Source organism: Caulobacter sp. FWC2 (assembly GCF_002742625.1).
Classification (GTDB): domain Bacteria; phylum Pseudomonadota; class Alphaproteobacteria; order Caulobacterales; family Caulobacteraceae; genus Caulobacter.
Map to the genome: position 1 here is coordinate 4,346,055 of NZ_PEBF01000001.1, position 24,608 is coordinate 4,370,662.

Here is a 24,608-nt window from a genome sequence, read left to right on the forward strand (position 1 = left end):
TAACCACGATGGTCGAGTCTGCGCCCACGAGCGTGACAGCCAAAAGTGTCTGCGGTTTTGGCGGCCGTCACGCTCGAAGGAATAGACGCCGAACCTGTCCGACGGACAGGTTCGGTGCTGTTTAGGAGCCGTCTTGCGTAGCCTCATCGCCGCTGTCGAACGTATCGATCCGCTGACCATCTTTGGCCGTGTGGCGGCCGTGAACGGCCTGCTGATCGAGGTTCGCGGCGGCCTGACCCGGCTGACGGTCGGGGCCCGGGTCGAGATCGAGCGGCCGGGCCAGAAGCCCCTGCCGGCCGAGGTCGTGGGCTTCCGCGAGACCCGCGCCCTGCTGATGCCGTTCGGTCCGGTCGAGGGCGTCGGCCCCGGCGCGGAAATCCGCTTCATGCCGGAAGGCGCGGTCGTCCGCCCGACCAAGGCTTGGCTGGGCCGCATCATCAACGCCTTCGGCGAGCCGATCGACGGTCTGGGTCCGTTGTCCCAGGGCGAGGTTCCCTATCCGCTGAAGACCTCGCCGCCGCCGGCCCACGCCCGGGGCCGCGTCGGCGAGCGCCTGGACCTGGGCGTGCGCTCGATGAACGTCTTCACCACCACCTGCCGGGGCCAGCGCCTGGGCATCTTCGCCGGCTCGGGCGTCGGCAAGTCTGTGCTGCTGTCGATGCTGGCCAAGGAGGCCACCTGCGACGCCGTCGTCGTCGGCCTGATCGGCGAGCGGGGCCGCGAGGTGCGCGAGTTCATCGAGGAGACCCTGGGCGAGGAGGGCCTCAAGCGCGCCATCGTCGTGGTCGCCACCTCGGACGAGCCGGCCCTGACCCGCCGCCAGGCCGCCTACATGACCCTGGCGATCTCCGAGTACCTGCGCGACCAGGACCTGGAAGTCCTGTGCCTGATGGACTCGGTAACCCGCTTCGCCATGGCCCAGCGCGAGATCGGCCTGGCCGCCGGCGAGCCGCCGACCACCAAGGGCTATACGCCCACCGTCTTCACCGAGCTGCCCAAGCTGCTGGAGCGCGCCGGCCCCGGCCCGATCCGCGCCGATGGCACCACGGCTGGCCCGATCACCGCCCTCTTCACCGTGCTGGTGGACGGCGACGACCACAACGAGCCGATCGCCGACGCGACGCGCGGTATCCTGGACGGCCACATCGTCATGGAGCGGGCCATCGCCGAGCGCGGCCGCTTCCCCGCCATCAACGTGCTGAAGTCGATCAGCCGGACCATGCCGGGCTGCCAGCACCCGCACGAGCGCGAGATCGTCAAGGGCGCGCGCCAGGTGATGGCCGCCTACGCCAACATGGAAGAACTGATCCGCATCGGCGCGTATCGCGCCGGGGCCGACCCCGTGGTCGACCGCGCGATCCGCCTAAATCCTGCGATTGAGGCTTTCCTCAGCCAGGATAAGGAAGAAGCAACGTCTCTGGACGACTCTTTCGGTCATCTGGGGCAGATCCTGGCGAGTGAGTACTGATGACCAAGTGGGCCGCCTCGCTGATCCGCATCTCGAACCACGAGGTCGAGACGCTGCAAAAACGCCTCGCCGACATCACCGAACGCCGCATGGCGGCTGAGCTGCGCATCGCCATGATGGATGCCGAAGCGGAAGCCGAGGCCAAGAGCGCCGAGGGCGACGCCAGCGCCGGCTGGTACATGATCGGCTATCGCGAGGGCCACAAGCGCCGCAAGGCCGACATGCTGGTGCAGATCGAGCAGTGCCTGCAGGAAGAGGTCGGCGCCCGCGACGCCCTCTCCGAGGCCTTCGAGAACCTCAAGAAATACGAGCACGTCGCCGACCAGGCCAAGATCCTCGCCGCCAAGAAGCTGGGCGCCTACGAGGCCGCCCAGATGGACGAGGTGAGCATCCGCCGCGCCGCCATGGGCGCGCGCTGACGTGAGGCGGCTCACGCGCCGCTCGGCCATCGCCTCGGCCTTCGCCGTCTCGGCGTGCGGACGCGAGGCCGCCAGCCAGCCCCCCGGGCGCCCGATCGTCGCCACGCCCTTGAAGTCGATCGCCGCGACGCCGGTCGGCGCCTGCGTGCAGCACGCCCAGATTCAGGACCCGGCCTATGCCGACCTGTTCGTCCGGAACTACGCCCAGCTCACCCCCGAGTGGGAGATGAAGATGGAGTACATCCTCCAGGACGACGGCAGCTTCCGCTTCGACCGACCCGACGCCATCGCCGCGTTCGCCCGAAGCAACGGGATCCGGCTCTATTGCACGACCCTGGTCTGGTACGCGCAGGCCATGCCCGCCTTCCTGAAGCTGGATGGCCAGGGCAAGCGGTTCGCCGATGCCTATCGCAACTATATCCTGGCCGTCGCCGGGCGCTATCGCGGCCAGGCGGTGGGCTGGGACGTGATTAACGAGACGGTGGACGACAACGGCGTGGACCTGCGCCAGTCGGTCTGGACGCGCAACCTGGGCGTCGACGAGCACATGGTCCTGGCCTTCCATCACGCCAAGGAAGCCGACCCGAACGCGGTTTTGTTCATCAACGACTACAATCTCGAAAATACGCCCAAAAAGCGCGCGACCTTCATGCGTACGGTCGAGCGCCTGCTTAAGGCCGGCGCGCCGATCGGCGGCATCGGAACCCAGAGCCATCTGGATATCGACGAGACCCGGCCAGGCCTGTGCCGCGCGGCCATGCGCGACCTGGCCAGTTTCGGCCTGCCGATCCACGTGTCCGAGCTGGACATCTCGCTGGGCGCCAAGCCCAACCTCTCGCGCCTGCCCGACCTTCTGAACCGCCAGGCCGATCTGACCCGCGAGCTGGCGGGGGCCTATATGGACCTGCCTCGGCAGCAGCGCTTCGCCTTCACCGTCTGGGGCCTGCGCGACAACGACAGCTGGCTGCACGCCCGGCTGTCGACCGAGCAGCCCCTCCCCTTCGACGGCGCGGGACGGCCGAAGCCAATGTTCCAGGCCCTGGCGGAGACGCTTTCCCGGTAGGGGCGTTTCCGCGAAAACACCAGTTTGCGTATACGAAATCTCAAGCGGCCCGAGACAAGGTGGCCGCATGAAACTGATCCACGCCCTCCAGGACATGGACAGCGACCAGTCGCTGTCGGCGCGCTTCCGCCGTGCCCGCGCCGCGCGCGTGGTCACCCTGATCGAGAAGACCTTCGCCGAGCGCGGCCAGTGCCGCATCGCCGATCTCGGGGGCGAGCCGACCTATTGGAACATCCTGTTCGACCGGAAATTTCTCGAGGCGAACAAGGTCCATATCAGCCTGTTCAATCCCCAGCCTTTCACCGTGGACGATCCGCTGTTCACGGCCGCGGTCGGCGACGCCTGCGACATGCGCGAGCACGCCGACCTGAGCTTTGACCTCGTGCACTCCAACTCGGTTGTCGAGCACGTGGGCGACTGGGTTCGGATGGAGGCCTTCGCCAAGGAAACCCGGCGCCTGGCGCCGCGCTACTATGTCCAGACGCCGTATTTCTGGTTCCCGATCGAGCCGCACTTCTCCAGCCCGTTCTTCCATTGGCGCTCCGAGCAGACGCGGGCCAAGCTGCTGATGAAGCGCCCGCACGGCTTCTCGCAAAAGGCGCCCGACATCGGCGCGGCCATGCGCGACGTCCAGCACGCGCGGCTGCTGGACAAGGCGCAGTTCAAATTCCTGTTCCCCGACGCGCGCCATGTCGACGAGACCTTCGTCGGCCTGACCAAGTCGCTGATCGCGATCCGCGACTAGGGCCATCGCCACGATGTGGGCCTCCGCCAGCGTCAAGGACATCCGAGCCAACGCCAAGCCCATAGCGCTGGTGTGCGCCTATGCGGCGGCCATGGCCTACAGTCTTTTCCTGGCCAGCTTCCTGCGCAACGTGCCGACGCTCTGGACCGCCAACGCGGTGGCGATCGCGGCCCTCATGGTGCTGCCGCGCCGCCAGGCGATCGGCTTCCTGATCGCCACCACGCTGGTGCATATCGGGCTGGAGCTGGCGCTCGGCGTGCCGTGGCGTTTCGTGGCCATCGTTTCGGTCCTGGATACGCCCCAGACCATCATCATCGCGCTCGTGATGCGGGCGATCGGCGTGCCGGCCAGGGTCCGAGACTCGCGCGGATTGCTGGCGGTGATCGCCTCCGCCTCGATCCTGACGGCCATCGGCTCGGCGCTGGTCAATGGCCTGCTGATGGCCAGCCGCGCGCGGCCGTTCTTCCACAACTGGAGCGAATGGACCGCCTCGAACGTGCTGGGGGCGGCCATCGCCCTGCCCGTCGTGCTGATCCTGGCGGACCGCCGCCATCGCGAGGGCTTCAAGGTCCGCCCGCTGGAAGGCCTGGCCACCCAGGGCCTGGTCCTGGCGACCTCGGCTGTCATCTTCGCCATCGACGGCGACTACCGGGTGATGCTGTTCGCCCCCGTCCTGCTGGCCGCCTTCCGGGGCGGACCGCGCGCCGTGGCGATCGCGGTGACCGGCTCGATGGCCGTGGCGATCCCGGCCGTGCTCCATCGCACAGGCATCGACATCAAGGCGGCGCTGGGTCCGCTGCGCCACGCCCTGATCTTCCACATCGTGCTCTACGCCGTCGGCCTGGTCTCCGCCCTGGCCCTGGGCCGCCAGGCGCGCCTTCAGGCCCTGCTGGTCCGCCGGACCGCCGCCGCCCGCGCCGCCCAGGCCAGGGCCCAGGCCGCCAACCGCGCCAAGTCCGACTTCGTGGCCACCATCAGCCACGAGATCCGCACGCCGCTGAACAGCATCCTGGGCTTCGCCGCGCTGGTGGCCGACGATCCGACCCTTTCGACCGAGAACCGTCGGCGCCTCGACCTGGTCGGTCGCGCCGGCCGCTCGCTGGCCGAGATCGTCGGCGACCTGCTGGACTTCGCCAAGGTCGAGGCCGGCCGCCTGGACCTGACCCTGACGCCCGTCTCGCCCGCCGCCCTGCTGCGCGACGCCGTGGACATCGTCACCCCCGAGGCGGCGGCCAAGGGCCTCTATCTGCGGACGATGTTCGAAGGCGACGTCGACGCGCCCCTGGCCCTCGACGAGACCCGCCTGCGCCAGGTGCTGCTGAACGTCCTGGCCAATGCCGTGAAGTTCACCCGCGAAGGCGGCGTGGTCGCGTGCCTGACCGCCGGCCCCGCCCCTGGCGCCTTGCGCTTCGAGATCACCGACACCGGCATCGGCATCGCCCCCGAGGTCCAGACCAAGCTCTTCCAGCGCTTCTCGCAAGGCGACAGCTCGATCAGCCGCAGCTATGGCGGCACCGGCCTGGGCCTGGCGATCAGCAAGGCCCTGGTCAGCGCCATGGATGGCGAGATCGGCGTCGAGAGCCAGTTGGACCACGGCGCCCGCTTCTGGATCACCCTGACCGCCCAGCCGGCCGTCGGGCCGGCCTCGGCCGCCTGCCCCGCGCCGGAGACCGCGCCCGAGCGCGCCGCCCGCGTGCTTCTGGTCGACGACCACCCGATGAACCGCGAGTTGGGCATGGCCCTGCTGACCCTGGCTGGCTGCGAGGTGACCACCGCCGAGGACGGGGCCCAGGCGCTCGAGGCGGTCAAGGCCGGCGGCTTCGATCTCGTCCTGATGGACGTACACATGCCGGGGATGGACGGCCTGACCGCCACGCGCGCCATCCGCGCCCTGCCCGGTCCCGTGTCGGCGATCCCGATCATCGCGCTCAGCGCCGATGCCCTGCCCGAGCAGATCGCCCGCTGTCGCGCCGCCGGCATGGACGACCACGTGCCCAAGCCAATCCGCCGCGAGGAGCTGTTCGCGGCCGTCGCCCGGGCGCTGGAAGGCCGGTCCGAACCCATCGACCACGCTGAGCAGGGCGACGCCGCGCACGCCTGAGTTTCATCGCCTGGTCTCATCCACGGCCCCGTCCGTCGCGCACGCCGCGACAGGCGCGCGGGTCGCGGCTAGCCCGCGCCCGTTACGTTCGCCAAGGTCAGGCAAGGTTCAGGGTGGTCCAGCTCAAGGTTAAATCGGCTTCATGACGGTCTTGTAAGTTGAGACTTACCCGGACCGCCCGTAAATCGCGCGGCCTCGGCGCGTAACGCCGATCAGTGAACAGCAAAAGGTGAGCTTAAATCCTGCGCGCGGCAGTCGTCGCGCGCCACGGGATCGGCTGCGCCTCGACAAAGGGAAAATGAAATGATCCATCATCTGTCCGTCGCCGCCGCCGATCCTCAAGGCGTGGGCCAGTTCTTCGCCGACATCATGAACGGGATCGTCGTCGACTTCCCGCCCAATCCCGGCAGTTGCATGGTGTTCAAGGCCGACGGCCATGGCACCGCCGTCGAGATCTATCCCGCCGGCAGCGTCATGATTCCGAACGGTGAGCCCGGCGCGATCTTCCTGCGGCAGCCGGAGGCCCTCGGCCGCTCGCCGACCCACTTCGCGCTGAGCGTCGCCATGAGCCAGGAAGACGTGCTGGCCCGCGCCCAGGCCAAGGGCTGGGACGCCTTCATCTGCGATCGCGGCGGCCACTTCCGCGTGGTCGAGGTGTGGATCGAGAACACCTGGCTGGTCGAACTGCTGCCCCCGACCTTCGCCGCCGAATATCTCGGCTTCGCCAATGCCGTCACCGAGATGGCCGACCCGAACATGGCCCTCGACGACCACCAGCCCCAGGCGAGAACCCTCGAAAACGCCTGACGGGGTGGTCCCCGAAAGGGGAGGATCAAACGAAAACGCCCCGGCCTTGCGACCGGGGCGTCTTCTGTATTCAGGCTGAGCCCGAACTCCTAGGAGTCCAGGAAGCTCCGCAGCTTCCGCGACCGCGAGGGGTGCTTCAGCTTGCGCAGGGCCTTGGCTTCGATCTGGCGGATGCGTTCGCGGGTGACCGAGAACTGCTGGCCGACTTCTTCCAGGGTGTGGTCGGTGTTCATGCCGATGCCGAAACGCATCCGCAGAACCCGTTCTTCCCGGGGGGTCAGCGAGGCCAGCACGCGGGTGGTGGTTTCCCGCAGGTTGCTCTGGATGGCCGCGTCGATCGGCAGGATGGCGTTCTTGTCCTCGATGAAGTCGCCCAGGTGGCTGTCTTCCTCGTCGCCGATCGGCGTTTCGAGCGAGATCGGCTCCTTGGCGATCTTCAGGACCTTGCGGACCTTTTCCAGCGGCATGGCCAGCTTTTCGGCCAGCTCTTCCGGGGTCGGCTCGCGACCGATCTCGTGCAGCATCTGGCGGCTGGTGCGGACGATCTTGTTAATCGTCTCGATCATGTGCACCGGGATGCGGATGGTGCGGGCCTGGTCGGCGATCGAGCGGGTGATGGCCTGACGGATCCACCAGGTGGCGTAGGTCGAGAACTTGTAGCCGCGACGATATTCGAACTTATCGACGGCCTTCATCAGGCCGATATTGCCTTCCTGGATCAGGTCCAGGAACTGCAGGCCGCGGTTGGTGTACTTCTTGGCGATCGAGATCACGAGACGCAGGTTGGCCTCGACCATTTCCTTCTTGGCCTGGCGGGCTTCACGCTCGCCCTTCTGGACCGTCTGGACGATGCGGCGATAGTCGTCGATCGGCACGCCGGTCTCGGTGGCCAGGGCGGCGATCTCGCCACGGATGTCGAGGACCGACTGGCTGTCGTTCTCGACGAACTTGGTCCAGCGCACGCCCATGGCCTTGACCTGATCCGACCAGGTCGGGTTCAGCTCCGAACCGAAATAGGCCTTCAGGAACTCGCCACGGCTGATGCCGTAGCTGTCGGCCAGGCGCAGCAGGCGGCCTTCCAGGCCGATCAGGCGCTTGTTGATCGCATAGAGCTGCTCGACCAGAGCCTCGATGCGGTTGTTGTTCAGCTTCAGCGTCTTCAGGTGCTGGATGATCGTCTGCGACAGGCCCTCATAGGCCTTGCGATCGGCGTCGGTCAGGTCCTCGCCCTTCAGGCGGCTGCCGACCAGCTTGTCCTGCAGCTTGCGGAAGTTCTCGAACTCGCTGGCGATGGCGTCCAGGATGGCCATCACGCCTTCGCGCAGCTCGCCTTCCATGGCGCTGACGGTCGGGCCGGCGCCGTCGTCGAAATCGTCGTCGTCGTCACCTTCGCCCTCGGGCTTGGGTTCGGCGCCGGCTTCCTGGTCGACGGGCTCGGCCGGTTCGGCTTCATCCTCGTCGGCGGCCGGCTGGGCCGCGACGCCGTTGATGGCGGCGTAGGTGCCTTCCAGGTCGATGACTTCGCGCAGCAGGATGCGGCCCGTGCCCAGTTCCTCGCGCCACACCATGATGGCTTCGAAGGTCAGGGCGGATTCGCACAGACCGCGGATCATGGTGTCGCGGCCGGCCTCGATGCGCTTGGCGATGGCGATTTCGCCCTCGCGCGACAGCAGCTCGACCGAACCCATTTCGCGCAGATACATGCGCACGGGGTCGTCGGTGCGGTCGTAGGCGGCCGGCTTCTCGCTGGTGATGACCGTGGTGTTCTCGTCGCGGGTGGCGACTTCGCCACCTTCCTGGCCCTCGGCGTCTTCTTCGGCCTCGACCACGTTGACGCCCATCTCGCTCAGCATGGCGAGGGTGTCTTCGATGGCGTCAGGGCTGACTTCCTCGGACGGCAGAACCTTGTTCAGCTCGTCCATCGTGACGTAGCCGCGGGCCTTGGCCTGCTTGATGAACTTCTTTACGCCGGCGTCGGTCAGGTCGAGCAGGGGGCCGTCACCGCCGTTGGTTTCGGGCGCTTCCGTCTCGGCCGAGGAATTGTTGCTCATCAAGCTCTCCGAAATCGACACCGCCGTCGTGCAAGAGCGGCGCCGAAAAAATCCGTATCGAAAAGGAGTCGCCTGCCCGTCGCGCGCTTCCCCCAGCAAGTCAGGGTTCTGAGTCAGCGCTTTCCCAGGGATCACGTTCCCGTCAGAATTCGCCAGACGCGCCCGGGCTGTCCATGTGGAAGCGCTCCGCGAGAGACCCGGCGGAGACCATATGGCGTGGGCGCGGCCTGACGCTTTCCCTGATCGGGTCGGCGACCGCTGGGGACCTGGGGCCGCGGCGAGGGTGACATCCTGTTTCGATGAGGGCGCGCGCAACGGCGGCCCGAGCGATGTCAATCAGCTGCTTGGCAAATCCTTGAGTCGGCAAATGGCTTTGGGTGACGCCGGTGTCAAGATGGCACGGCCCCGCTACTGCAAACATTTGCGACAACCCGACCCTGTCCGGGACGGACGGAGGCTAGTGCAAGACCTGCGAAACCATCTCCGGATCGGTCCATCCGCCGCTGTCGATCAGGCGCTTGACCGCGTCCCTTTCGGTCTTCAGGCGCAGCAGGGTCTGGAAATCGCTGTCATCGACCAGGTCGATCTTGGCGTCGTCGACCGCCCGCTCCAGGGCCGTCAGGCGGATCAGAAGGTCGAAGGCCTGCGACCAGAGGACGCGGATGGCTTCTTCCGGGTTCTGGGCGGCGCTTTGGCCGACATCCAGCGCCTTGACGCCGGAAGCGGAACGCTCCAGCAGCGCCAGGACCCCGGCGTCGTAGCCGACCGAGGCCAGGCGGCCGCGCAGCATGCCGGTCTCGACATGGTCGGCCTCCATGCGCAGGTTCACCAGCTCTTGGGCGATGCCGTCCAGGCGCGCGTCGCCCAGGCCCTGGTTCATCAGCACCTCGATGCGGTCGTCGACGACCTTGGGATCGCGGATGGCGGCGATCAGCAGGGCGGCCGAGAAGGGCTTGGGGGCGTGCTGCAGGGCCTGGGCGGCCGCGCGGCCCTCGGCCGTGGAGCCCTCGATCCGAGGCTTGCCCCAGCCGCCCTTGCGGGGCGTGTTGTCCCAGCGCTGGCGGGACAGCTGCCGGCCCGCGTCGCTGGCGTCGGTCTTGACCCGCCGCGCCGCCCGCATCTCGTCGAGGCGGTCCAGCAGCTCTTCCTTATAGGCGTGGGCCAGGTCCTTGTCGGCGATGGTCGCCGCCAGGGTGCGCAGGCGGACCTTGAGGTTTGTGCGCTGCTCGGGCGTGTCGAAGGGCTCGACGGCCTTCTCGCGGTCGAACAGGGCCTCGACGAAGGGCTTGGTGTCGGAAAGCTGGGCCTTCAGGGCCGCCGGCCCCTGCTCGCGCAGCACGTCGTCGGGGTCCTTGCCGCCCACGGGCATGGAGAACAGGAACGAGCGCCCGGGCTTGAGCAGCGGCAGGGCGCGGTCGATGGCGCGGTCGGCCGCCCGCTGCCCGGCCTTATCGCCGTCGAAGCACAGGGTGGGCGTCGGATGCAGGCGCCAGAGGCCCTCCATCTGCTCCTCGGTCAGGGCCGTGCCCATGGCCGCCACCGCCGGCACGCCCGCGCGCTGGCAGGCGATGACGTCCATATAGCCCTCGACCACCACCATCGGCGGCTTGCCGCCGCCGCTCTGGCCCTCGTGCAGGATCTTGCGGGCCTCGAACAGGCCGTACAGCACCCGCCCCTTGTGGAAGAGACCGGTCTCGGGACCGTTCAGGTATTTGGCGCGGGCGTTGGGATCCATGGCCCGCCCGCCGAACGACACCACCTTCCCCCGGCTGTCGGTGATCGGGAAGATGATCCGGTCGCGGAAGCGGTCATAGGGCTGGCCGCCGTCCTCGGGCGAGATCAGCACGCCGGCGTCGACCAGATCGCCCGGCTTGGCGCCCTTGGCGACCAGATAGTCCTTGAGGCCCGTGCGGGTGTTGGGCGCGAAGCCGATGCGGAAGCGGCTCCACTCGGTCTCGGGCAGGCCGCGCTTTTCCAGATAGGCGCGGGCGGCCTGGCCGACGGGCCGGCGCAGCTCGCTCTCGAACCAGGCGGTCGCCAGCTCCATCCAGTCGCCGAGAGACGAGCGCTTCTGTTCCTCGCGGGCGGCGTGCGGGTCGACGGCAGGCAGGCTCATGCCGGCCTCGGCCGCCAGGCGCTCCACCGCCTCGGCGAAGGTCAGCCGCTCGGTCTCCTGCAGGAAGCTGATGATGTCGCCGTGCTTGCCGCTGGAGAAGCAGTGATAGAAGCCCTTCTCGTCATTGACGAAGAACGACGGGCTCTTCTCCTTGGTGAACGGCGACAGCCCCGCATACTCACGCCCCTGCCGGCGCAGCTTCACCGTCTTGCCGACGACGTCGGACGGGCGAAGGCGGGACTTCAGTTCTTCGAGGAAGCGGTCGTCGAAACGCATTGAGGTGGGCGGTACTTCACGGGTTTGAACCCGACACCTTATCTGGCGAGCCGCCTCGCCAGAACCGGACGTGGGCGGGCGTCCATAGCCATATGGCGAGTCCCGCACAAGTTACCCACAGATTAACCGATCAAAGCTCGGCCCTAGGAACATAGCCCCCCTCGCTCGTGACAGCGCCCCCGCATTGCCGGGGAGCCCTCTACCCTGCCGCTTCGGTGAAGCTCGAATAGACCAGCGTCCGCAGCTCCCGGCGGATCGGGTACGAGGTCGACGGCATCAGTTGGGTCATGAACACCACCGCCAGGTCCTCGACCGGATCGATCCAGAACGCCGTCGAGGCCATGCCGCCCCAGAAATACTCGCCCAGCGAGCCCAGGTTCTTGGTCCGGGCCTGGTCGATGGTCATGGCGAAGCCGAGGCCGAAACCCAGGCCTTCGAACACCGCCTCGCTGAACAGCGACTTGGAGACCTGGACCAGCTCCTTGCCGCCCGGCAGGTGGTTCATGGTCATCAGCTTGATGGTCTTGGGGCTGAGCAGGCGCGCGCCGCCCAGCTCGCCGCCGTTCAGCAGCATCCGGCAGAAGCGCATGTAGTCGTCGGCCGTCGAGACCAGGCCGCCGCCGCCCGACTTCATCGACGGATCCTTGAAGTAGCGGCTCTTCTCCGGATCGTCCTGCAGCACCACCCGGCCCGAGGGGGTCAGGGCGTAGCAGGCGGTGAAGCGCTCGCGCTGGCTTTCAGGCACGAAGAAGCCGGTGTCGACCATCTTTAGCGGGTCGAAGATTCGGGTCTTCAGGAAGACGTCGAACGGCACCCCCGATATCTTCTCGACCAGATAGCCCAGCACGTCGGTCGAGACCGAATAGTTCCAGGCCTCGCCCGGCGAGAACTCCAGCGGCACCGTCCCCAGCGTGTCGACGAAGCCTTGCAGGCCGCCCTCGCTGTCGACGCCGTCCAGCTTCAGCTTGCGATAGGCCGCGTCGACATTGGTTCGCTGCTGGAAGCCATAGGTCAGGCCCGAGGTGTGCCGCAGCAGGTCGATCGTCCGCATCGGCTCGCTGGCGCGCTTCGATTGGAACGCGCCTTCGACTCCGGCGGCGAACACGCCCAGGTCGCGCCAGGCCGGGATGAAGCGGTGCACCGGATCGTCCAGCGACACCAGGCCGTCCTCGACCAGCATCATGAAGGCCACACTCGTGACCGGCTTTGTCATTGAGTAGATGCGGAACAGGCTGTCGGCCTTCAGCGGCTTTCCCCGCTCGACATCAGCGCTGCCCAGCACCGAGGTGTAGGCCAGTTGGCCGCGCCGCCAGACTTGGGTAAGGGCGCAGGGCAGTTTTCCGGTGTCGATATACTTGGACTGGATGAAGCTATCGATGCGCTTCAATCGCTCGCTCGATAGTCCGACGGCTTCTGGCGTGCTCAAAATCCTGGTCTCCCCTTCCGACCTGCTCTGGTCGTGTTTGCGTACCGCTAAATCGAAATCGAAGACGGGGCTTTTTGCCGCAACGTAAACTTTACCCGATCCTGCGAGTATCGATTGAAAACGAGGAAACGGGGATGGGCAAGGTCTTGGACGCCGAGGCTGCCTCCAGAATTGAAGCCGCGGCCGCCGACTGGTTCTTCCAGAGCAGCCTCGACATGTTCGTCGTCCTGGACGGCCGAACGATCGCCCGGGTCAATCCCGCCTGGGTGCAGCTGACCGGCTGGTCGCCCGCCGAGTCGGTCGGCCGGCACATGCACGACTTCTTCCACCTGCACGACAGGCCGGTCATCGAGGACATCGGGCGGGCGCTGGAGGCGACCGGCCAGGCGTCCGGCGAGCACCGCCTGGCCCGCAAGGGCGGCGGCTGGCTCTGGGTGCGCTCGAAGTCCAAGGTCTTGGAAGGCGGCGGCCTGATGATCGTCTACCAGGACTTCAGCGAGGAGCGCGCCCGCGAGATCGCCCGCCAGCAGGCCGAGCGCTCCAATGAACTGGTCCGCAGCGCCGCCGGCGTCTATGTCTGGCGCTTCGATCCGCGCAAGGGCGTCTACGTCTTCGAGCAGGACATCCCCACGCCCAGCGCGCCGCAAGGCGGGGTGCGGACCATGACCATCGCCGAGATGACGATGTCGATCCACGCCGAGGACCGCGAGCGTGTCTGGGAGGTCTTCTCCCATACCCTGCGCACCGGCGAGCATGTCGAGATCGACTACCGGTACCTGGATCCCGCGACCGACAACTGGGCGCACATGCACTGCGCCTGGCGCGGCGTGCGCGGCGCCAGTCCGAACGCCTGGGACGTCATCGGCATCAGCCAGGACGTCACCGAGCTGGTCGAGGCCCGCGACGCGGCCCTGGGCGCGGCCGAGGCCAAGAGCCAGTTCCTGGCCAATATGAGCCACGAGATCCGCACCCCCATGAACGGCGTGCTGGGCGTGCTGCACCTGTTGAAGACCGAGACGCTGACCGACGACGGCCGCCGGCTGCTGAACGAGGCGCTGGGCTGCGGTGAGATGCTGTCGGAGCTGCTCAACGACATCATCGACTTCTCGAAGATCGAGGCCGGCAAGCTGGAGCTGGGCTCCGAGCCGGTCGATCCGGCCGAGCTGCTGGCCGGCGTCGCCGACATGCTGCGGCCCCAGGCCGAGTCGAAGGGCCTCTATCTTCGCGTCGAGGCGCCGCGCCGAGGCGAGAAGGGCGAGCTGGGTTGGGCGGCCACCGATCCGCTGCGCCTGCGCCAGGCCCTGTTCAACCTGCTGGGCAACGCCGTGAAGTTCACGCTGGAGGGCGGCGTCGTCGCGCGCCTCTCGGGCCAGCGCGCTGAGGGCAAGCTGCGCCTGCGCTTCGAGATCACCGACACCGGCGTCGGCATCGACCAGGACTCCGGCAAGCGCCTGTTCGAACGCTTCCGGCAGGGCGACGGCTCGACCACCCGCCGTTTCGGCGGCTCGGGCCTGGGCCTGTCGATCTGCCGCCGCCTGGCCGAGATGATGGGCGGCGAGGTCGGCTTCACCAGCGAACAGGGCAAGGGCTCGACCTTCTGGCTGGAGGTCGAGGCCGACGCCTGCGCCGAACCGGCGGCGCATACCGACGAGCCCGACGCCGCGCTGTTCGAAGGCCTGAATGTGCTGCTGGTCGAGGACAACGCCACCAACCGCCTGATCGCCAGCCGCATGCTGGAGGCGTTGGGCGCCCGGGTGGCCACCGCCGAGGACGGGGTCCAGGGCGTGGCCGCGGCCCGCGCGGGCTTTGACCTGATCCTGATGGACATCCAGATGCCCGTCATGGACGGGATCGAGGCCACCCAGCGCATCCGCGCCCTGAAGGGCTCGGCCGGCAAGGTTCCCATCCTGGCCATGACCGCCAACGCCCTGGCCCACCAGCAGGCCAGCTATCTGGCGGCCGGCATGGACGGGGCGATCGCCAAGCCATTGTCGCCTCTGGCCCTGACCCAAGCCATCGTCCGGGCCCTGACCGCCGAACCCGCGGCGACGCTGAGAGCTTCTTGATCGGGATTACGGTCGTCCCCCTGTTCAAACCGCCGCGCCGCCGCTAACCCTCGCCCGGGAAGTCGAGCCGGGGGTCCATGCTCTTTTCGTCGCCGCTGTTCCTGTTCTTCGTTCTGCCGCCGGCGCTGCTGCTGTATGTCCTCGCGCCCCGGGTCCTGAAGAACGCCGTCCTCCTGGTCGCCAGCCTGCTGTTCTACGCGTGGGGCGAGCCGGTCGCGGTGCTCGTCGTCCTGGCCTCGGCGCTGCTGGACTATGGCCTTGGCCATAGGGTCACCCGGCCTGGACCGGAGGGCGGCCGCTGGCTGGCCGTCGGGGTCAGCGCCAACATCCTGCTGCTGTTCGTCTACAAGTACGCCGACTTTCTGATCGACTCCGTCCAGCCCCCCTCTCTTCCCTGGGCGTCGCACCGCTGCCGCACCTGAACCTCGCCCTGCCGCTGGGCGTGTCGTTCATCGTCTTCGAGAAGATCACCTATCTGGTCGACCTGCGCAGGGGCGAAAGCCAGCGGGTCCGGTCCTTGCGCGACTACCTGCTGTTCGTGTTCTTCTTTCCCAAGGTCCTGGCCGGGCCGATCATAAAATATCACGAGATCGACGACGCCCTGCGCGAACGCCGCGCGGACTGGGACGACCGAACCTGGGGCTTGCTGCGTTTCCTGTGGGGCTTGGCGCGAAAGGTGCTGATCGCCGACGTCTGCGGCCAGGTCGCCGACCGCGCCTTCGATCCCGCCAACGGTCCGATCGGTTTTGCCGGCGCCTGGATCGGCGTGCTGGCCTTTACCGTGCAGATCTATTTCGACTTCGCCGGCTATTCCGACATGGCGCTGGGCCTGGCGAGGATATTCGGCTTCCGCCTGCGAGAGAACTTCGCCCATCCCTATGGCGCGACGAGCTTCACCGAGTTCTGGAAGCGCTGGCACATCTCGCTGACCACCTGGATCCGCAGCTATCTGTACATCCCGCTGGGCGGCAACCGGCATGGGGCGGCGCGGACCTATCTGAACCTGTGGCTCTGCTTTCTGCTGTCGGGTCTGTGGCATGGGGCGGCCTGGACCTTCGTGCTGTGGGGCGTCTGGCATGGGGCGTTCATGGTGCTTGATCGCCAGAGCTGGTGGACATGGACCCAGCGCCTGCCCTCGCCGATGCGCGTGGCCGGCACGCTGGTGCTGGTCATGATCGGCTGGGCGATCTTCCGCAGCCACGGCCTGCCGCAGTTGGGCGCGGTGCTGGGCGCCATGGCGCGGCCGGGTCTGGAAGGCCAGTTCCTGGCGGTGCGCAGCCACGAGGCCGCGGCCATGGCCATCGGCCTGATCGGCGCCCTGGTCGCGGCGACGCCGCTGGTCCGCACCCTGACCGAGCGCGCCGCCGCGATCCCGGCCGCCCGGGCCGCCGCGTCGCTGGCCATCGTCCTGCTGGGCGTTCTGGCCATCGCCAAGGCCGTGACGACGACGTTCAACCCGTTCCTCTATTTCCGGTTCTAGGCCATGCGCGCTTTGCTCACCTGGACGCCCCGGATCCTGGCCCTGGCCGTGCTGGCCGGCCTCGGCGCGATCGGCGCCTCGGCCCTGAAGGAACGGCCCGCCGACACGAGCCTGCTGGGCATGCAGCTGCCGCCGGACAAGATCGCCCTGACGCCCGCCGCCCTTTGGCATGGCGAGTACCAGAAGGCCGCCGAGGCTCGCGCCGCCGCCGCCCTCCCGCCGCGCCCAGCCATCGTCCGCGCCTACAATCAGGCCCAATGGAACGCCTTCGGGACCTCGTCCATGGCCTCGGGCTCGATTATCCGGGGCCGCAAGGGCGCGCTGTTCGAGGAGAGCTATATCGAAGCCCATTGCGGGCTGAAGCTGAAGGTCGACGTCGCGGCCATGCCCGACTACGCCCGCCGCCTGCGCCGGGCCCAGGACTGGTTCGAGGCGCGCGGTCAGAAATTCGTCTACGTGCTGGCCCCGATCAAGACGACCTGGTTCCCGGACCTTGTTCCCGCCAGCTATCCCTGCGCGGCCAAGCGCGACAGCGTCTATCCCGCCGCCAGGCGAGCGCTGACCGAAGCGGGCATCCACTGGGTCGACGGCCGCGCCACCCTGGAGGCCCAGCGGGGCAAGCTCGGCTACGAGATGTTCCCCCGCAACGGCATCCACTGGAACCAGCTGGGCGTCGCCCTGGCCGCGCGCGCCTTCGTCGGCGAGCTGAACCGCCAGGGCCTGGCCACGCCGGCGCTGGACTGGGACATCGCCCAGGCGCCGGACGAGGTCGGCCTGGACCGCGATCTCTCGAGCCTGCTGAATCTGCGCCAGCCGCCGAAGGGCTGGAAAGCCCCGGCGGTCACCCCACGCCCCGTCGGGCCGCCCGGCTCGGGCGCGTTCACGGTCACCGCCGTCAATGACAGCTTCTTCGATCCTTTGGCCCTGTTCCTGACCCAGGCCCGACTGGCCCGGCGGGCGCGGAACTATGGCTACTTGACCCTGGCGCCCATCGAGTACCGCGACGGTGTCGCCTATCCGCTGACCGCGACGCCGGAAATCGTGCTGAACGACCTGATCGCCTCGGACGTCGTGGTGCTGGAACAGGTCGAGAGCCAGACCGGCGGCCTGGTCGGTCGCAGGTTCCTGGATCTGGTCGAAACCGAGATGGCCCGCGAAGCCGTGTCAAAACCCGCCGCGCTGAAACATTCCTGACAAACCCTGACGCTAGGTCAGCGCCAATTGTCCCTCGACGGACGGAGCGCCCTTTAAGCCGGCCCTCCTCGCGCCTAGATTGGACCGGACAGTCCAGTCACCGGCGCGGCCGCCGATTTTTGGTGACGGGACTTGGGGATGTGACGATGGATGACGGTCGGGTCGCGGGGGCGGCGACAGCGCGCTACGCCCGCAAGAAGGAGAGCATCCTGGCGGCGGCTACGGCCATCCTGAACCGCCAGGGCGTGCGCGGCATGACCCTGGCCGACGTCGCCGCCAATGTCGGGCTGAACACCACCAGCGTCACCTACTACTACCGCAAGAAGGACGACCTTGCCGCCGCCTGCTTCATGCGCGGCCTGGAACGCTTCGAGGCCATGGTCGAGGAGGCCGCCGCCGAGGCCGCGCCCGCCGCGCGCATCCTGAAGTTCCTGGACCTCTACCTCGATCTGAACCGCCGGGTCCGCCTGGGCGAGGCCACGCCCCTGACCAGCTTCGCCGAGATCAAGGCCCTGAAGGAGCCCCTGCGCGGCTCGGTGGTCAACGCCTTCAACGACCTGTTCCGCCGGGTGCGCGGCTTCTTCGACGATCCCAGCCTGGCCCACCTGGACAAGCGCCAGCGCACGGCCCGCACCCATCTGCTGATGGAGCAGGTGTTCTGGTCGGGCCGCTGGCTGCGCCGCTACGATGTCGACGACTATGGCCGCGTGCGCGACCGGATGGGCGACATCCTGCTGAACGGCCTGCCCGCCGCCGGCCAGGTCTGGGCCCCGCGCGCCCTGCCCGACCCGACCCCGGTGTCGCCCGAGGGCCTGGAGTGGCGCGAGACCTTCCTCGTGGCCGCCACCCGCCTGATCAACCAGCGCGGCTATCGCGGCGCCTCGGTCGAGGAAATCTCGGCGGCGCTGAACGTCACCAAGGGCTCGTTCTACCACCACCACGACGACAAGGACGCCCTGGTCGCCGAGTGCTTCGAGCGCACCTTCACCGTCACCCGCCGCTCGCAGCTGGACGCCCGCGACCTGCCGACCGACAACTGGACCCGACTGGTCTCGACCGCCGCCGGCCTGACCAGCTATCAGCTGTCCGAGCACGGGCCGCTGCTGCGGGCCTCGTCGCTGGGCGCCCTGCCCGACACCCTGCGCCACGACATGGCCGACGGCTACATGCGCGGCTGGCAGCGCTTCGCCTCGATCATCTCCGACGGCATCGCCGACGGCTCGGTCCGCCCGATCGACCCCAGCATCGCCGCCCACATGATCAACTCGATGCTGAACGCCGCCGCCAGCCTGGGCGCCTGGACGCCGGGGCTCGAACGAGAAGAAGCGGCCGAGCTGTTCGCCAGGCCGCTGCTGACGGGGGTCTTGAACTAAGCCGAGGAACCGAAAACCCCGTCCTTCGACAAGCTCAGGATGAGGTTTTCTCCGGCGACGGCGAGACAGTAGTCCTCATCCTGAGCCTGTCGAAGGACGAGGACGGACCAAAGGTTGCGACCTATTAACCATAGTCTCGCCTCCCCCCGCTGACGGCTGTACCCTGACGCGACTGAGTCGCTTCGAGCCCCGCCGTCATGACGACGATCAATCCGTATTCGTCGACCTACGCCCCTGGCCTGACCGCCGGGCAGACGGCCGCGCAGCGCGCCCAGCAGGCCGCCGCCAACGGCACGACCCGCGACCAGAGCCCGACAATCAACACGCCTGCGGTCAATGTCACCCTCTCGGCCGCCGCCCAGGCCGCGCTGAAGGCCCAGACCGACTCCCGCACCGTCGACACGGTGGTCTCCGACGCCCGCGCCCAGATCGCCAGCCTGCTGAAGGCGGCCGGAACCAAGAGCGCCCTGAACAACGGCGACGCGACCATCGACCTTTCCGGCATGGATCGCCGCAGCCTCTACGCCGTGGCCAGCAACAAAGGCGGCCAGTTCCCGATGGACCAGCAGGTCGTCGCGTCGCTCGCCTTGAAGGACCAGCACGACACCGCGCTCGCCAGCCCCGCCGCCCAGGCGCGGCTGACCGGCGACTATGCCAGCCTCTACCAGGCCGCCCTCGACCAGATGGACGCCGCCGGGCCGGAGGAGAAGGCCTCCACCGCCTGGACCACCGAGCGCGCCGCCCTGGTCGAAGGCCGCAAGCAGGCCATCGCCCGCCCGGGCCTGTCCCCCGCCGGCATCGAGAACGACAGCGTCGCCGCCTACATGAAGGAAACCGGCAGCATCGTCGCCGGGGCCAAGACCCGCGACTTCGGCAAGGTGGCCGGCGACGTCCGCACCGCGCTGGACAAGCAGTACGAACTGGCCGTCGCCCCCGACGCGGCCAAGGACGGCAGCAGCGGCGCGATCGACTTCCGCCGCTTCGACGACCGCTCGCTGTCGGCGGTGGCCCTGAACAAGGACGAGCAGTTCTCAGGCCACGAGATCGCCCAGGCCAAGGCCGAGATCCGCCAGCGCGACAGCGACGCCATCAAGGCCAGCTACCAGTCGGCCTCGGACGCGGACGGCGGCTTCGGCAAGGCGATGATCACCCGCTACGCCGGCATGACCACCGAGGAACGCGACGCCACCGGTTGGACCCCAGAGGTCTATTCCAAGCTGGTCGAGCTGCAGGCCGCGAGCGACAAGCTGGCGGAGATGTTCAACGCGGACGGCGAGGTGGCCGGCGCGCCGAGCATGTTGGATTATCTGTAGGGCGGATCGGCGGGGCCGACGCTAAAGTCGCCCCGATCCCCGCGCTTGCCTCGCCCAGCAAGAAACCGATCACGGCCGCACCCGGGAAACCGATGGACGCGCCTTAAGCTCAACCTTAAGGTCGGTCTGACGCTAGGTCGCGCCTTTCGATTGCGGATTGAGTATGGGTTACACACTAGGAGCATTCGTGCCGCTGGTTGGCGGCGGCTATGTGATCGCCAGTGAGCGATCCCAGACGTTCAACGGTAGCCCCAGCATAGAGCTTTCCGTCCAGCTATATGACGCCAATCGGCAACCGGTCGGTGAGCGTGTGGTTGTTGGCCGAGCGTTCTCGGATCCTATCACCGGCCGCTTCGCGACCATCAAGGGGTATGACCTGGCGGCCTCGCCGTTCGGCGGCTTCCACATCGTCTACATCGGCGACACCCGCCAAGCGTCATATTCGCCAGTTTTCAGCATCCAGTCCGGCGCCGTCTTCAACTCCAGCGGCCAGCTGATCAAGACCTTCGGCTATGACTATGCGGTCGACCTTCCGACAGCGCCTCACCTTATCCCTCTGATCAACGGCGGGGTGATCGTTCAGCAGGACTGGAGCAGCTGGTTCTACGACGCCAACGGCAAGCTACTGGCCCAACTCGCCAGCCCCGGGACCGGTGATTTTCACGACCTGGGGACGATCATTGCCCAGACGACGACCCGCGCCGACGGGACGGTTGACCAGTGGTTGATGGGCCTTGACGCCATGATCACCAGTACCGCCATCGTCAAGACCCTGGAGGGAACGGCCGGCGACGACAAGCTGGTTGGCTCGACGGGTCCGGATCGCGTCTCGGCCGGTGCGGGCAATGACACGCTCACGGGCGGCTTCGGCTTCGACGTTCTGACCGGCGGCGCCGGCGCCGATCGCTTCGTGTTCGGGCTGGACGGCAGTATCGACTGGGTGGCCGATTTCGACCCCACGCAGGACACGCTGCAGATCACCGACCTGCAGGGCGGCGCCTTGCCCGCCGTATCCGCCGGCCTGCTGACCTTCGACGGGCGCAGTCACATCCTCTACTGGGACGACGACGGCGCGGCGGGGGCGCACAGCCCCATCGCTGTGGCGTTGCTGGACGGTGTCGACCACCTCCGCCTGGCCAATATCCTGGGTGTCCAGCCGGCCCAGTTCGTCAACATCACAGGCCTGGGCGTCTATGAGATCGTCGGCTCCGGCGTCATCACGGGCGGCGCCCTGGCGGATACGCTGACCGGCGGAACCGGCGCCGACACATTGAGCGGCGGCGGCGGGGACGACGTGATCACCGGCGGCGAAGGATCCGACGTGATCGACGGCGGCGCGGGGGTCGACACGGCCCGCTACGCCGACAAGGCCTCGTCGTTCAAGATCACGATCGACGAGACCGGCTGGAAGATCGCCGACCTGCGGACGGGTCACACGACCGAGGTCGACACGCTGCGCAACGTCGAGTTCGCCGCCTTCGCGGACAAGACCCTGACCCTGGGGACCCAGAGCCTTGGCCTGGCTGTCGCCAGCGTCCTGCGCGCCCGGCCGGACGAGACCGCGGCCCAGGCCCTGCTCGCCGACCTGTATCCCAAGGTGTCGACGGGTCAGATGAGCCCAACGGCCCTGGATGCGGCCCTGACCAAGGCCGCGATCTCGACGACCTCGGTGGCGACCCTCAGCTACGAGTTTTTCACGGGAAAGATCCCGACCCAGGTCGGCGTCGACTTCCTGGTGTCGACAGCCGGCGGCAACGCCAACAACCTCAACAGCGCCTATTACGCCCCGTTCGACGCCGTGAATCGCTACATCAACTTCGCGATGAACCTGGGCAAGAACGGCGAGGGCCGGGCGGCGTTCGAGGCCAAGTACGGCGCGCTCAGTCTCTTCGACGCCACCAAGGAAGCCTACAGGACGATCTTCGGCGGGACGCCGACCGACGCCAAGGTTCACAGCCTGATCGACACGCGCGTCGACTACCTGGCCTATTACGGCGGTGACGGTCCCAGCGGAATTGGCACCAAGGCCGCCATGGTGGGTTTCCTGCTGGCGGCCGGCGCGACGGAGCATGTCGGCGTGATGGCCCGGTCCAACGACGCCTGGCTCGCCGATCTGTCGGATGGTTCGGCCCCGTTCGCGGTCGATATCATCGATCCGGCCAAGGGCTACTACAGGGCCGACTTCATCTTCGGGGGGTAGCCCACCCGAGGAGCCCCCCTACTTCCGCTCCCCCGCCGTCTCGGCGCGGATCGCTTTGAACTCCGACCCCGCCTTCCAGTCTGGCCAGTCGCGGGAATTGGCCAGGGCCTTGCCGGCTTCAAAGGTCAGGGCGACGTCCTGGGCGGCGCCGCGCAGGTCCCAGTCGGGGCTCCAGGCGTCGCAGGGCTGGTGGTAGCAGCGGCTGGTGTAGTCGGCGACCCAGGCGTCGCCGGCGGCGCGGCCGCCCTTGATCAGGTCCGCCCCGCCGCCCAGCCCCATCAGCAGCAGCACCGGCACGCCGCGACGGGCCAGCGAGAAGTGGTCGGCGCGGTAGAATAGCGCCCGCTCGGGCTTGGCGTCCGGGGTGATGGTCCGGCCCTGCCTGGCGGCCTGGGCGGCGAGGCCGTCCTCCAGCGCGTTCTGGCCCGCGCCCACCAGCACCACGTCGCGCGCCGGCCCCACGGTCTGCAGCACGTCGAAGGTGTAGTTGGCCACCGTCTTGCCCAGCGGCGCGGTCGGGTGGTTGGCGTAGTATTCCGAGCCCAGCAGGCCGCGCTCCTCGGCGGTCCAGGCGGCGAACAGGATCGAGCGCTCCGGGCGCGGGCCCTGGGTGAAGGCGCGGGCCGCCTCGATCACCGCGGCCACGCCGATGGCGTCGTCGGCCGCGCCCCTGCGGATGGTATTGCCCTGCGCATCCGGCGCGCCGACGCCGTAAGCGTCCCAGTGGGCGGCGTAGACCACCGTCTCGTCCGGATGCTTGGCGCCCGGCAGGCGCGCCAGGACATTGGCGCTGTCCATCGCCTGGTGGCTGACGGCGTAGTCGGCTGACAGGCTGGCGCCGGCCAGGACCACCGGCTTGAAAGCAGGGGTGCGGGCGATGCGTTTCAGCGCCTCGAAATCCAGGCCCGAACGCTTGAACAGATCGACCGCCACGTCGCGCTGGATCCAGCCTTGCAGCAGCAGCTTGTCCTTGGCGGGGTCTGCCCGGACGATGTCGTAGCCCTCGCCGTTCGAGGCCTTGACCGTCGTCCAGCCATAGCCGGCGCCCATGCTCTCGTGGACGATCAAGGCGCCGATCGCCCCGCGCCGCACGGCCTCCTCGTACTTGTAGGTCCAGCGGGCGTAGTAGGTGGCGGCCGAGCCGCCGAACTTGCCGGCCACGGGCTCGCCCGGCGCGGCCTCCAGGTCCGGGTCGCCGATCAGGAAGACGGCGATCTTTCCCTTCAGGTCGACGCCCTTGAAGTCGTCCCAAGCCCGCTCCGGCGCGGCGACGCCGTAGCCGACGAAGACCAGCGGAGCCTTGTCGATCCTGACCCTGTCGACGGGGCGCAGGGTCATGACCTGCGACTGCTCGCCCTGGTTCAGGGTCACAGGGCCGGTCTTGGTCGCTACCGTCAGGGTCGCCTGGCCATTGATCCGTGTACGGACTAGCGCCACCTTTTGCGTCCAGGCGCCGTTGTCGCCGGCCGGCTCCAGGCCCAGCGCCTTGAACTGGGCGCTGATGTACTCGATCGTCGGCGCCTCGCCCTCCCCGCCCGGCGCGCGCCCGGCGAAGCGGTCGGAGGCGAGCTCCCGCGTGATGTCCGACAGCCGCGCCGGATCGATCGGCCCGCTGTCTTGCGCGGCCGCGGCGCTGGCGAGGATCAGGCCCGAGGCCAGGGCGAGGAGAGCGGCTTTGGACATGGACGGACCTTCGATCGACGGGTGACGATTGGTAGCGTGATCGTAGGTCCACCCACAAGCAAACCGCCCGCCTCGACGCGATGAACCTGCGGCAAGCGCAAAGACGTAGCTATGCCTTACGTCTGCGCCTTTCCTTTACGACACAGATGACCTGAAACGCGAAATCGGTCATCACCAGTGCATTGAAGCTACTCTGCAATGTTGAGTATGAAATCAACCCATGTATTGCAGCATGTCGATTTGGTACTGGATCCAACCGCATCGAATCTAACGACACTGAATCTTCGGCGTTTTTGTAGAGCTGCCTCATCAGGCGCTTGGATAACTCCCATCCAACCATTCCAGGCGGAGCAACATCGCGAGGAAGAAGGTGTCCCAGCCAGGCCCTAAGTTCCCTCTGGCTTGCGAAGCTCCTTGGCGGAGCATCAGGAAATTCTATTCTTGAAACCCTTTCGATTTCAGGGAACAGCCTGCGCGGAACAGTCCGGTAGAGACCAATCTCATGAGCTTCTAACGCCTCACGAAACGTGGCTTTCGCCTCGCTATCAACTTCGCACTTATCGATCGACTCCTCAAAAAATCGACGGATGATTGACCAGTTCTCGCAGCAAAAGCGCGCCATAACGGCCGAAACTTCTGCTTCCGGCAGCTTTTCGATGATCCGCCATGGGGTAGAGCCATGCGGCAACCAGCCTAGCTGACTTAGCCGATGCTCTCGGTCCAGAGCACTCCACAGCCAGCTTAGAGCTTCGAAATCTGGGGCTAGTGGGTGCGGTGCCATTTATTTCGCCGTCTGCCCTCTAGACTTCTTATCGTCGCTCACATGT

At 67.6% G+C, this 24,608-nt stretch carries 18 protein-coding genes; 13 read left to right on the forward strand and 5 right to left on the reverse strand.

The window, feature by feature from the left end; all coding sequences use genetic code 11:
- The first annotated feature begins 133 nt into the window (after positions 1-133).
- From fliI to CSW62_RS20665, 6 genes are all read left to right on the forward strand, one after another.
- Positions 134-1,468, forward strand: coding sequence for a flagellar protein export ATPase FliI (gene fliI, locus CSW62_RS20640; protein ID WP_099581099.1), 1,335 nt, complete (start codon positions 134-136; stop codon positions 1,466-1,468).
- Entirely contained in the window at positions 1,468-1,887 is a 420-nt protein-coding gene (locus tag CSW62_RS20645) for a flagellar export protein FliJ (protein WP_099581101.1), read from the forward strand. Before fliI ends, CSW62_RS20645 begins: the two co-directional genes overlap by 1 nt.
- 1 nt (position 1,888) lies before the next feature.
- Positions 1,889-2,950 carry an endo-1,4-beta-xylanase gene (locus CSW62_RS20650; RefSeq protein ID WP_099581103.1) on the forward strand — a complete coding sequence of 354 codons (1,062 nt, stop codon included), beginning with the start codon at positions 1,889-1,891 and terminating at the stop codon, positions 2,948-2,950.
- Positions 2,951-3,017: 67 nt separating this feature from the next.
- Positions 3,018-3,695, forward strand: coding sequence for a class I SAM-dependent methyltransferase (locus tag CSW62_RS20655; RefSeq protein ID WP_099581105.1), 678 nt, complete (start codon positions 3,018-3,020; stop codon positions 3,693-3,695).
- A gap of 13 nt (positions 3,696-3,708) precedes the next feature.
- Positions 3,709-5,796 carry a response regulator gene (locus tag CSW62_RS20660; protein ID WP_099581107.1) on the forward strand — a complete coding sequence of 696 codons (2,088 nt, stop codon included), beginning with the start codon at positions 3,709-3,711 and terminating at the stop codon, positions 5,794-5,796.
- Positions 5,797-6,099: 303 nt separating this feature from the next.
- Positions 6,100-6,603 (forward strand): VOC family protein, encoded by a 504-nt coding sequence (locus tag CSW62_RS20665; RefSeq protein ID WP_099581109.1) that lies wholly within the window; start codon positions 6,100-6,102, stop codon positions 6,601-6,603.
- Positions 6,604-6,692: 89 nt separating this feature from the next.
- Here CSW62_RS20665 and rpoD read toward each other — a convergent pair whose 3' ends face one another.
- The 3 genes from rpoD to CSW62_RS20680 all read right to left on the reverse strand — a co-directional run bounded on the left by rpoD (position 6,693) and on the right by CSW62_RS20680 (position 12,472).
- The gene (rpoD, locus tag CSW62_RS20670) at positions 6,693-8,654 is read right to left on the reverse strand and encodes an RNA polymerase sigma factor RpoD (protein WP_099581111.1); all 1,962 of its coding nucleotides are present in this window, start codon (positions 8,652-8,654) and stop codon (positions 6,693-6,695) included.
- A gap of 457 nt (positions 8,655-9,111) precedes the next feature.
- On the reverse strand, positions 9,112-11,046 hold the full coding sequence (dnaG, locus tag CSW62_RS20675; protein ID WP_099581114.1) for a DNA primase: 1,935 nt from the start codon (positions 11,044-11,046) through the stop codon (positions 9,112-9,114).
- Between the two features lie 199 nt (positions 11,047-11,245).
- Positions 11,246-12,472 (reverse strand): serine hydrolase, encoded by a 1,227-nt coding sequence (locus CSW62_RS20680; protein WP_099581117.1) that lies wholly within the window; start codon positions 12,470-12,472, stop codon positions 11,246-11,248.
- Between the two features lie 134 nt (positions 12,473-12,606).
- On the opposite strand from CSW62_RS20680, the gene CSW62_RS20685 reads away from it, so the two are divergent.
- From CSW62_RS20685 to CSW62_RS27335, 7 genes are all read left to right on the forward strand, one after another.
- Positions 12,607-14,538 carry a hybrid sensor histidine kinase/response regulator gene (locus CSW62_RS20685; RefSeq protein ID WP_099581119.1) on the forward strand — a complete coding sequence of 644 codons (1,932 nt, stop codon included), beginning with the start codon at positions 12,607-12,609 and terminating at the stop codon, positions 14,536-14,538.
- 77 nt (positions 14,539-14,615) lie between these two features.
- A complete protein-coding gene (locus CSW62_RS26645; protein ID WP_199170654.1) occupies positions 14,616-14,960 on the forward strand; it encodes a hypothetical protein in 345 nt (114 codons plus the stop codon).
- 20 nt (positions 14,961-14,980) lie between these two features.
- Positions 14,981-16,018 (forward strand): MBOAT family protein, encoded by a 1,038-nt coding sequence (locus CSW62_RS20690; RefSeq protein WP_199170655.1) that lies wholly within the window; start codon positions 14,981-14,983, stop codon positions 16,016-16,018.
- 3 nt (positions 16,019-16,021) lie between these two features.
- The gene (locus CSW62_RS20695) at positions 16,022-17,212 is read left to right on the forward strand and encodes a hypothetical protein (RefSeq protein ID WP_099581121.1); all 1,191 of its coding nucleotides are present in this window, start codon (positions 16,022-16,024) and stop codon (positions 17,210-17,212) included.
- 146 nt (positions 17,213-17,358) lie between these two features.
- Entirely contained in the window at positions 17,359-18,585 is a 1,227-nt protein-coding gene (locus CSW62_RS20700; protein WP_099581123.1) for a TetR/AcrR family transcriptional regulator, read from the forward strand.
- A gap of 197 nt (positions 18,586-18,782) precedes the next feature.
- Positions 18,783-19,898, forward strand: a complete 1,116-nt coding sequence (locus CSW62_RS20705) for a hypothetical protein (RefSeq protein WP_099581125.1) — start codon at positions 18,783-18,785, stop codon at positions 19,896-19,898.
- A 187-nt stretch (positions 19,899-20,085) separates the two neighbouring features.
- Positions 20,086-22,098 carry a calcium-binding protein gene (locus CSW62_RS27335; protein WP_099581127.1) on the forward strand — a complete coding sequence of 671 codons (2,013 nt, stop codon included), beginning with the start codon at positions 20,086-20,088 and terminating at the stop codon, positions 22,096-22,098.
- A gap of 18 nt (positions 22,099-22,116) precedes the next feature.
- Here CSW62_RS27335 and CSW62_RS20715 read toward each other — a convergent pair whose 3' ends face one another.
- Positions 22,117-23,781, reverse strand: coding sequence for a M20/M25/M40 family metallo-hydrolase (locus CSW62_RS20715; RefSeq protein ID WP_099581129.1), 1,665 nt, complete (start codon positions 23,779-23,781; stop codon positions 22,117-22,119).
- A 109-nt stretch (positions 23,782-23,890) separates the two neighbouring features.
- A complete protein-coding gene (locus CSW62_RS26230) occupies positions 23,891-24,562 on the reverse strand; it encodes a hypothetical protein (protein WP_143324436.1) in 672 nt (223 codons plus the stop codon).
- Positions 24,563-24,608 lie beyond the last annotated feature (46 nt).

What these genes read in the sequence shown, in the direction of transcription:
- CSW62_RS20645 (WP_099581101.1), top strand. Translation starts at nt 1,468, where the DNA reads ATGACCAAGTGGGCCGCCTCGCTGATCCGCATCTCGAACCACGAGGTC.
- CSW62_RS20655 (WP_099581105.1), top strand. Translation starts at nt 3,018, where the DNA reads ATGAAACTGATCCACGCCCTCCAGGACATGGACAGCGACCAGTCGCTG.
- CSW62_RS20660 (WP_099581107.1), top strand. Translation starts at nt 3,709, where the DNA reads ATGTGGGCCTCCGCCAGCGTCAAGGACATCCGAGCCAACGCCAAGCCC.
- CSW62_RS20665 (WP_099581109.1), top strand. Translation starts at nt 6,100, where the DNA reads ATGATCCATCATCTGTCCGTCGCCGCCGCCGATCCTCAAGGCGTGGGC.
- rpoD (WP_099581111.1), bottom strand. Translation starts at nt 8,654, where the DNA reads ATGAGCAACAATTCCTCGGCCGAGACGGAAGCGCCCGAAACCAACGGC.
- dnaG (WP_099581114.1), bottom strand. Translation starts at nt 11,046, where the DNA reads ATGCGTTTCGACGACCGCTTCCTCGAAGAACTGAAGTCCCGCCTTCGC.
- CSW62_RS20685 (WP_099581119.1), top strand. Translation starts at nt 12,607, where the DNA reads ATGGGCAAGGTCTTGGACGCCGAGGCTGCCTCCAGAATTGAAGCCGCG.
- CSW62_RS26645 (WP_199170654.1), top strand. Translation starts at nt 14,616, where the DNA reads ATGCTCTTTTCGTCGCCGCTGTTCCTGTTCTTCGTTCTGCCGCCGGCG.
- CSW62_RS20695 (WP_099581121.1), top strand. Translation starts at nt 16,022, where the DNA reads ATGCGCGCTTTGCTCACCTGGACGCCCCGGATCCTGGCCCTGGCCGTG.
- CSW62_RS20700 (WP_099581123.1), top strand. Translation starts at nt 17,359, where the DNA reads ATGGATGACGGTCGGGTCGCGGGGGCGGCGACAGCGCGCTACGCCCGC.
- CSW62_RS20705 (WP_099581125.1), top strand. Translation starts at nt 18,783, where the DNA reads ATGACGACGATCAATCCGTATTCGTCGACCTACGCCCCTGGCCTGACC.
- CSW62_RS20715 (WP_099581129.1), bottom strand. Translation starts at nt 23,781, where the DNA reads ATGTCCAAAGCCGCTCTCCTCGCCCTGGCCTCGGGCCTGATCCTCGCC.
- CSW62_RS26230 (WP_143324436.1), bottom strand. Translation starts at nt 24,562, where the DNA reads ATGGCACCGCACCCACTAGCCCCAGATTTCGAAGCTCTAAGCTGGCTG.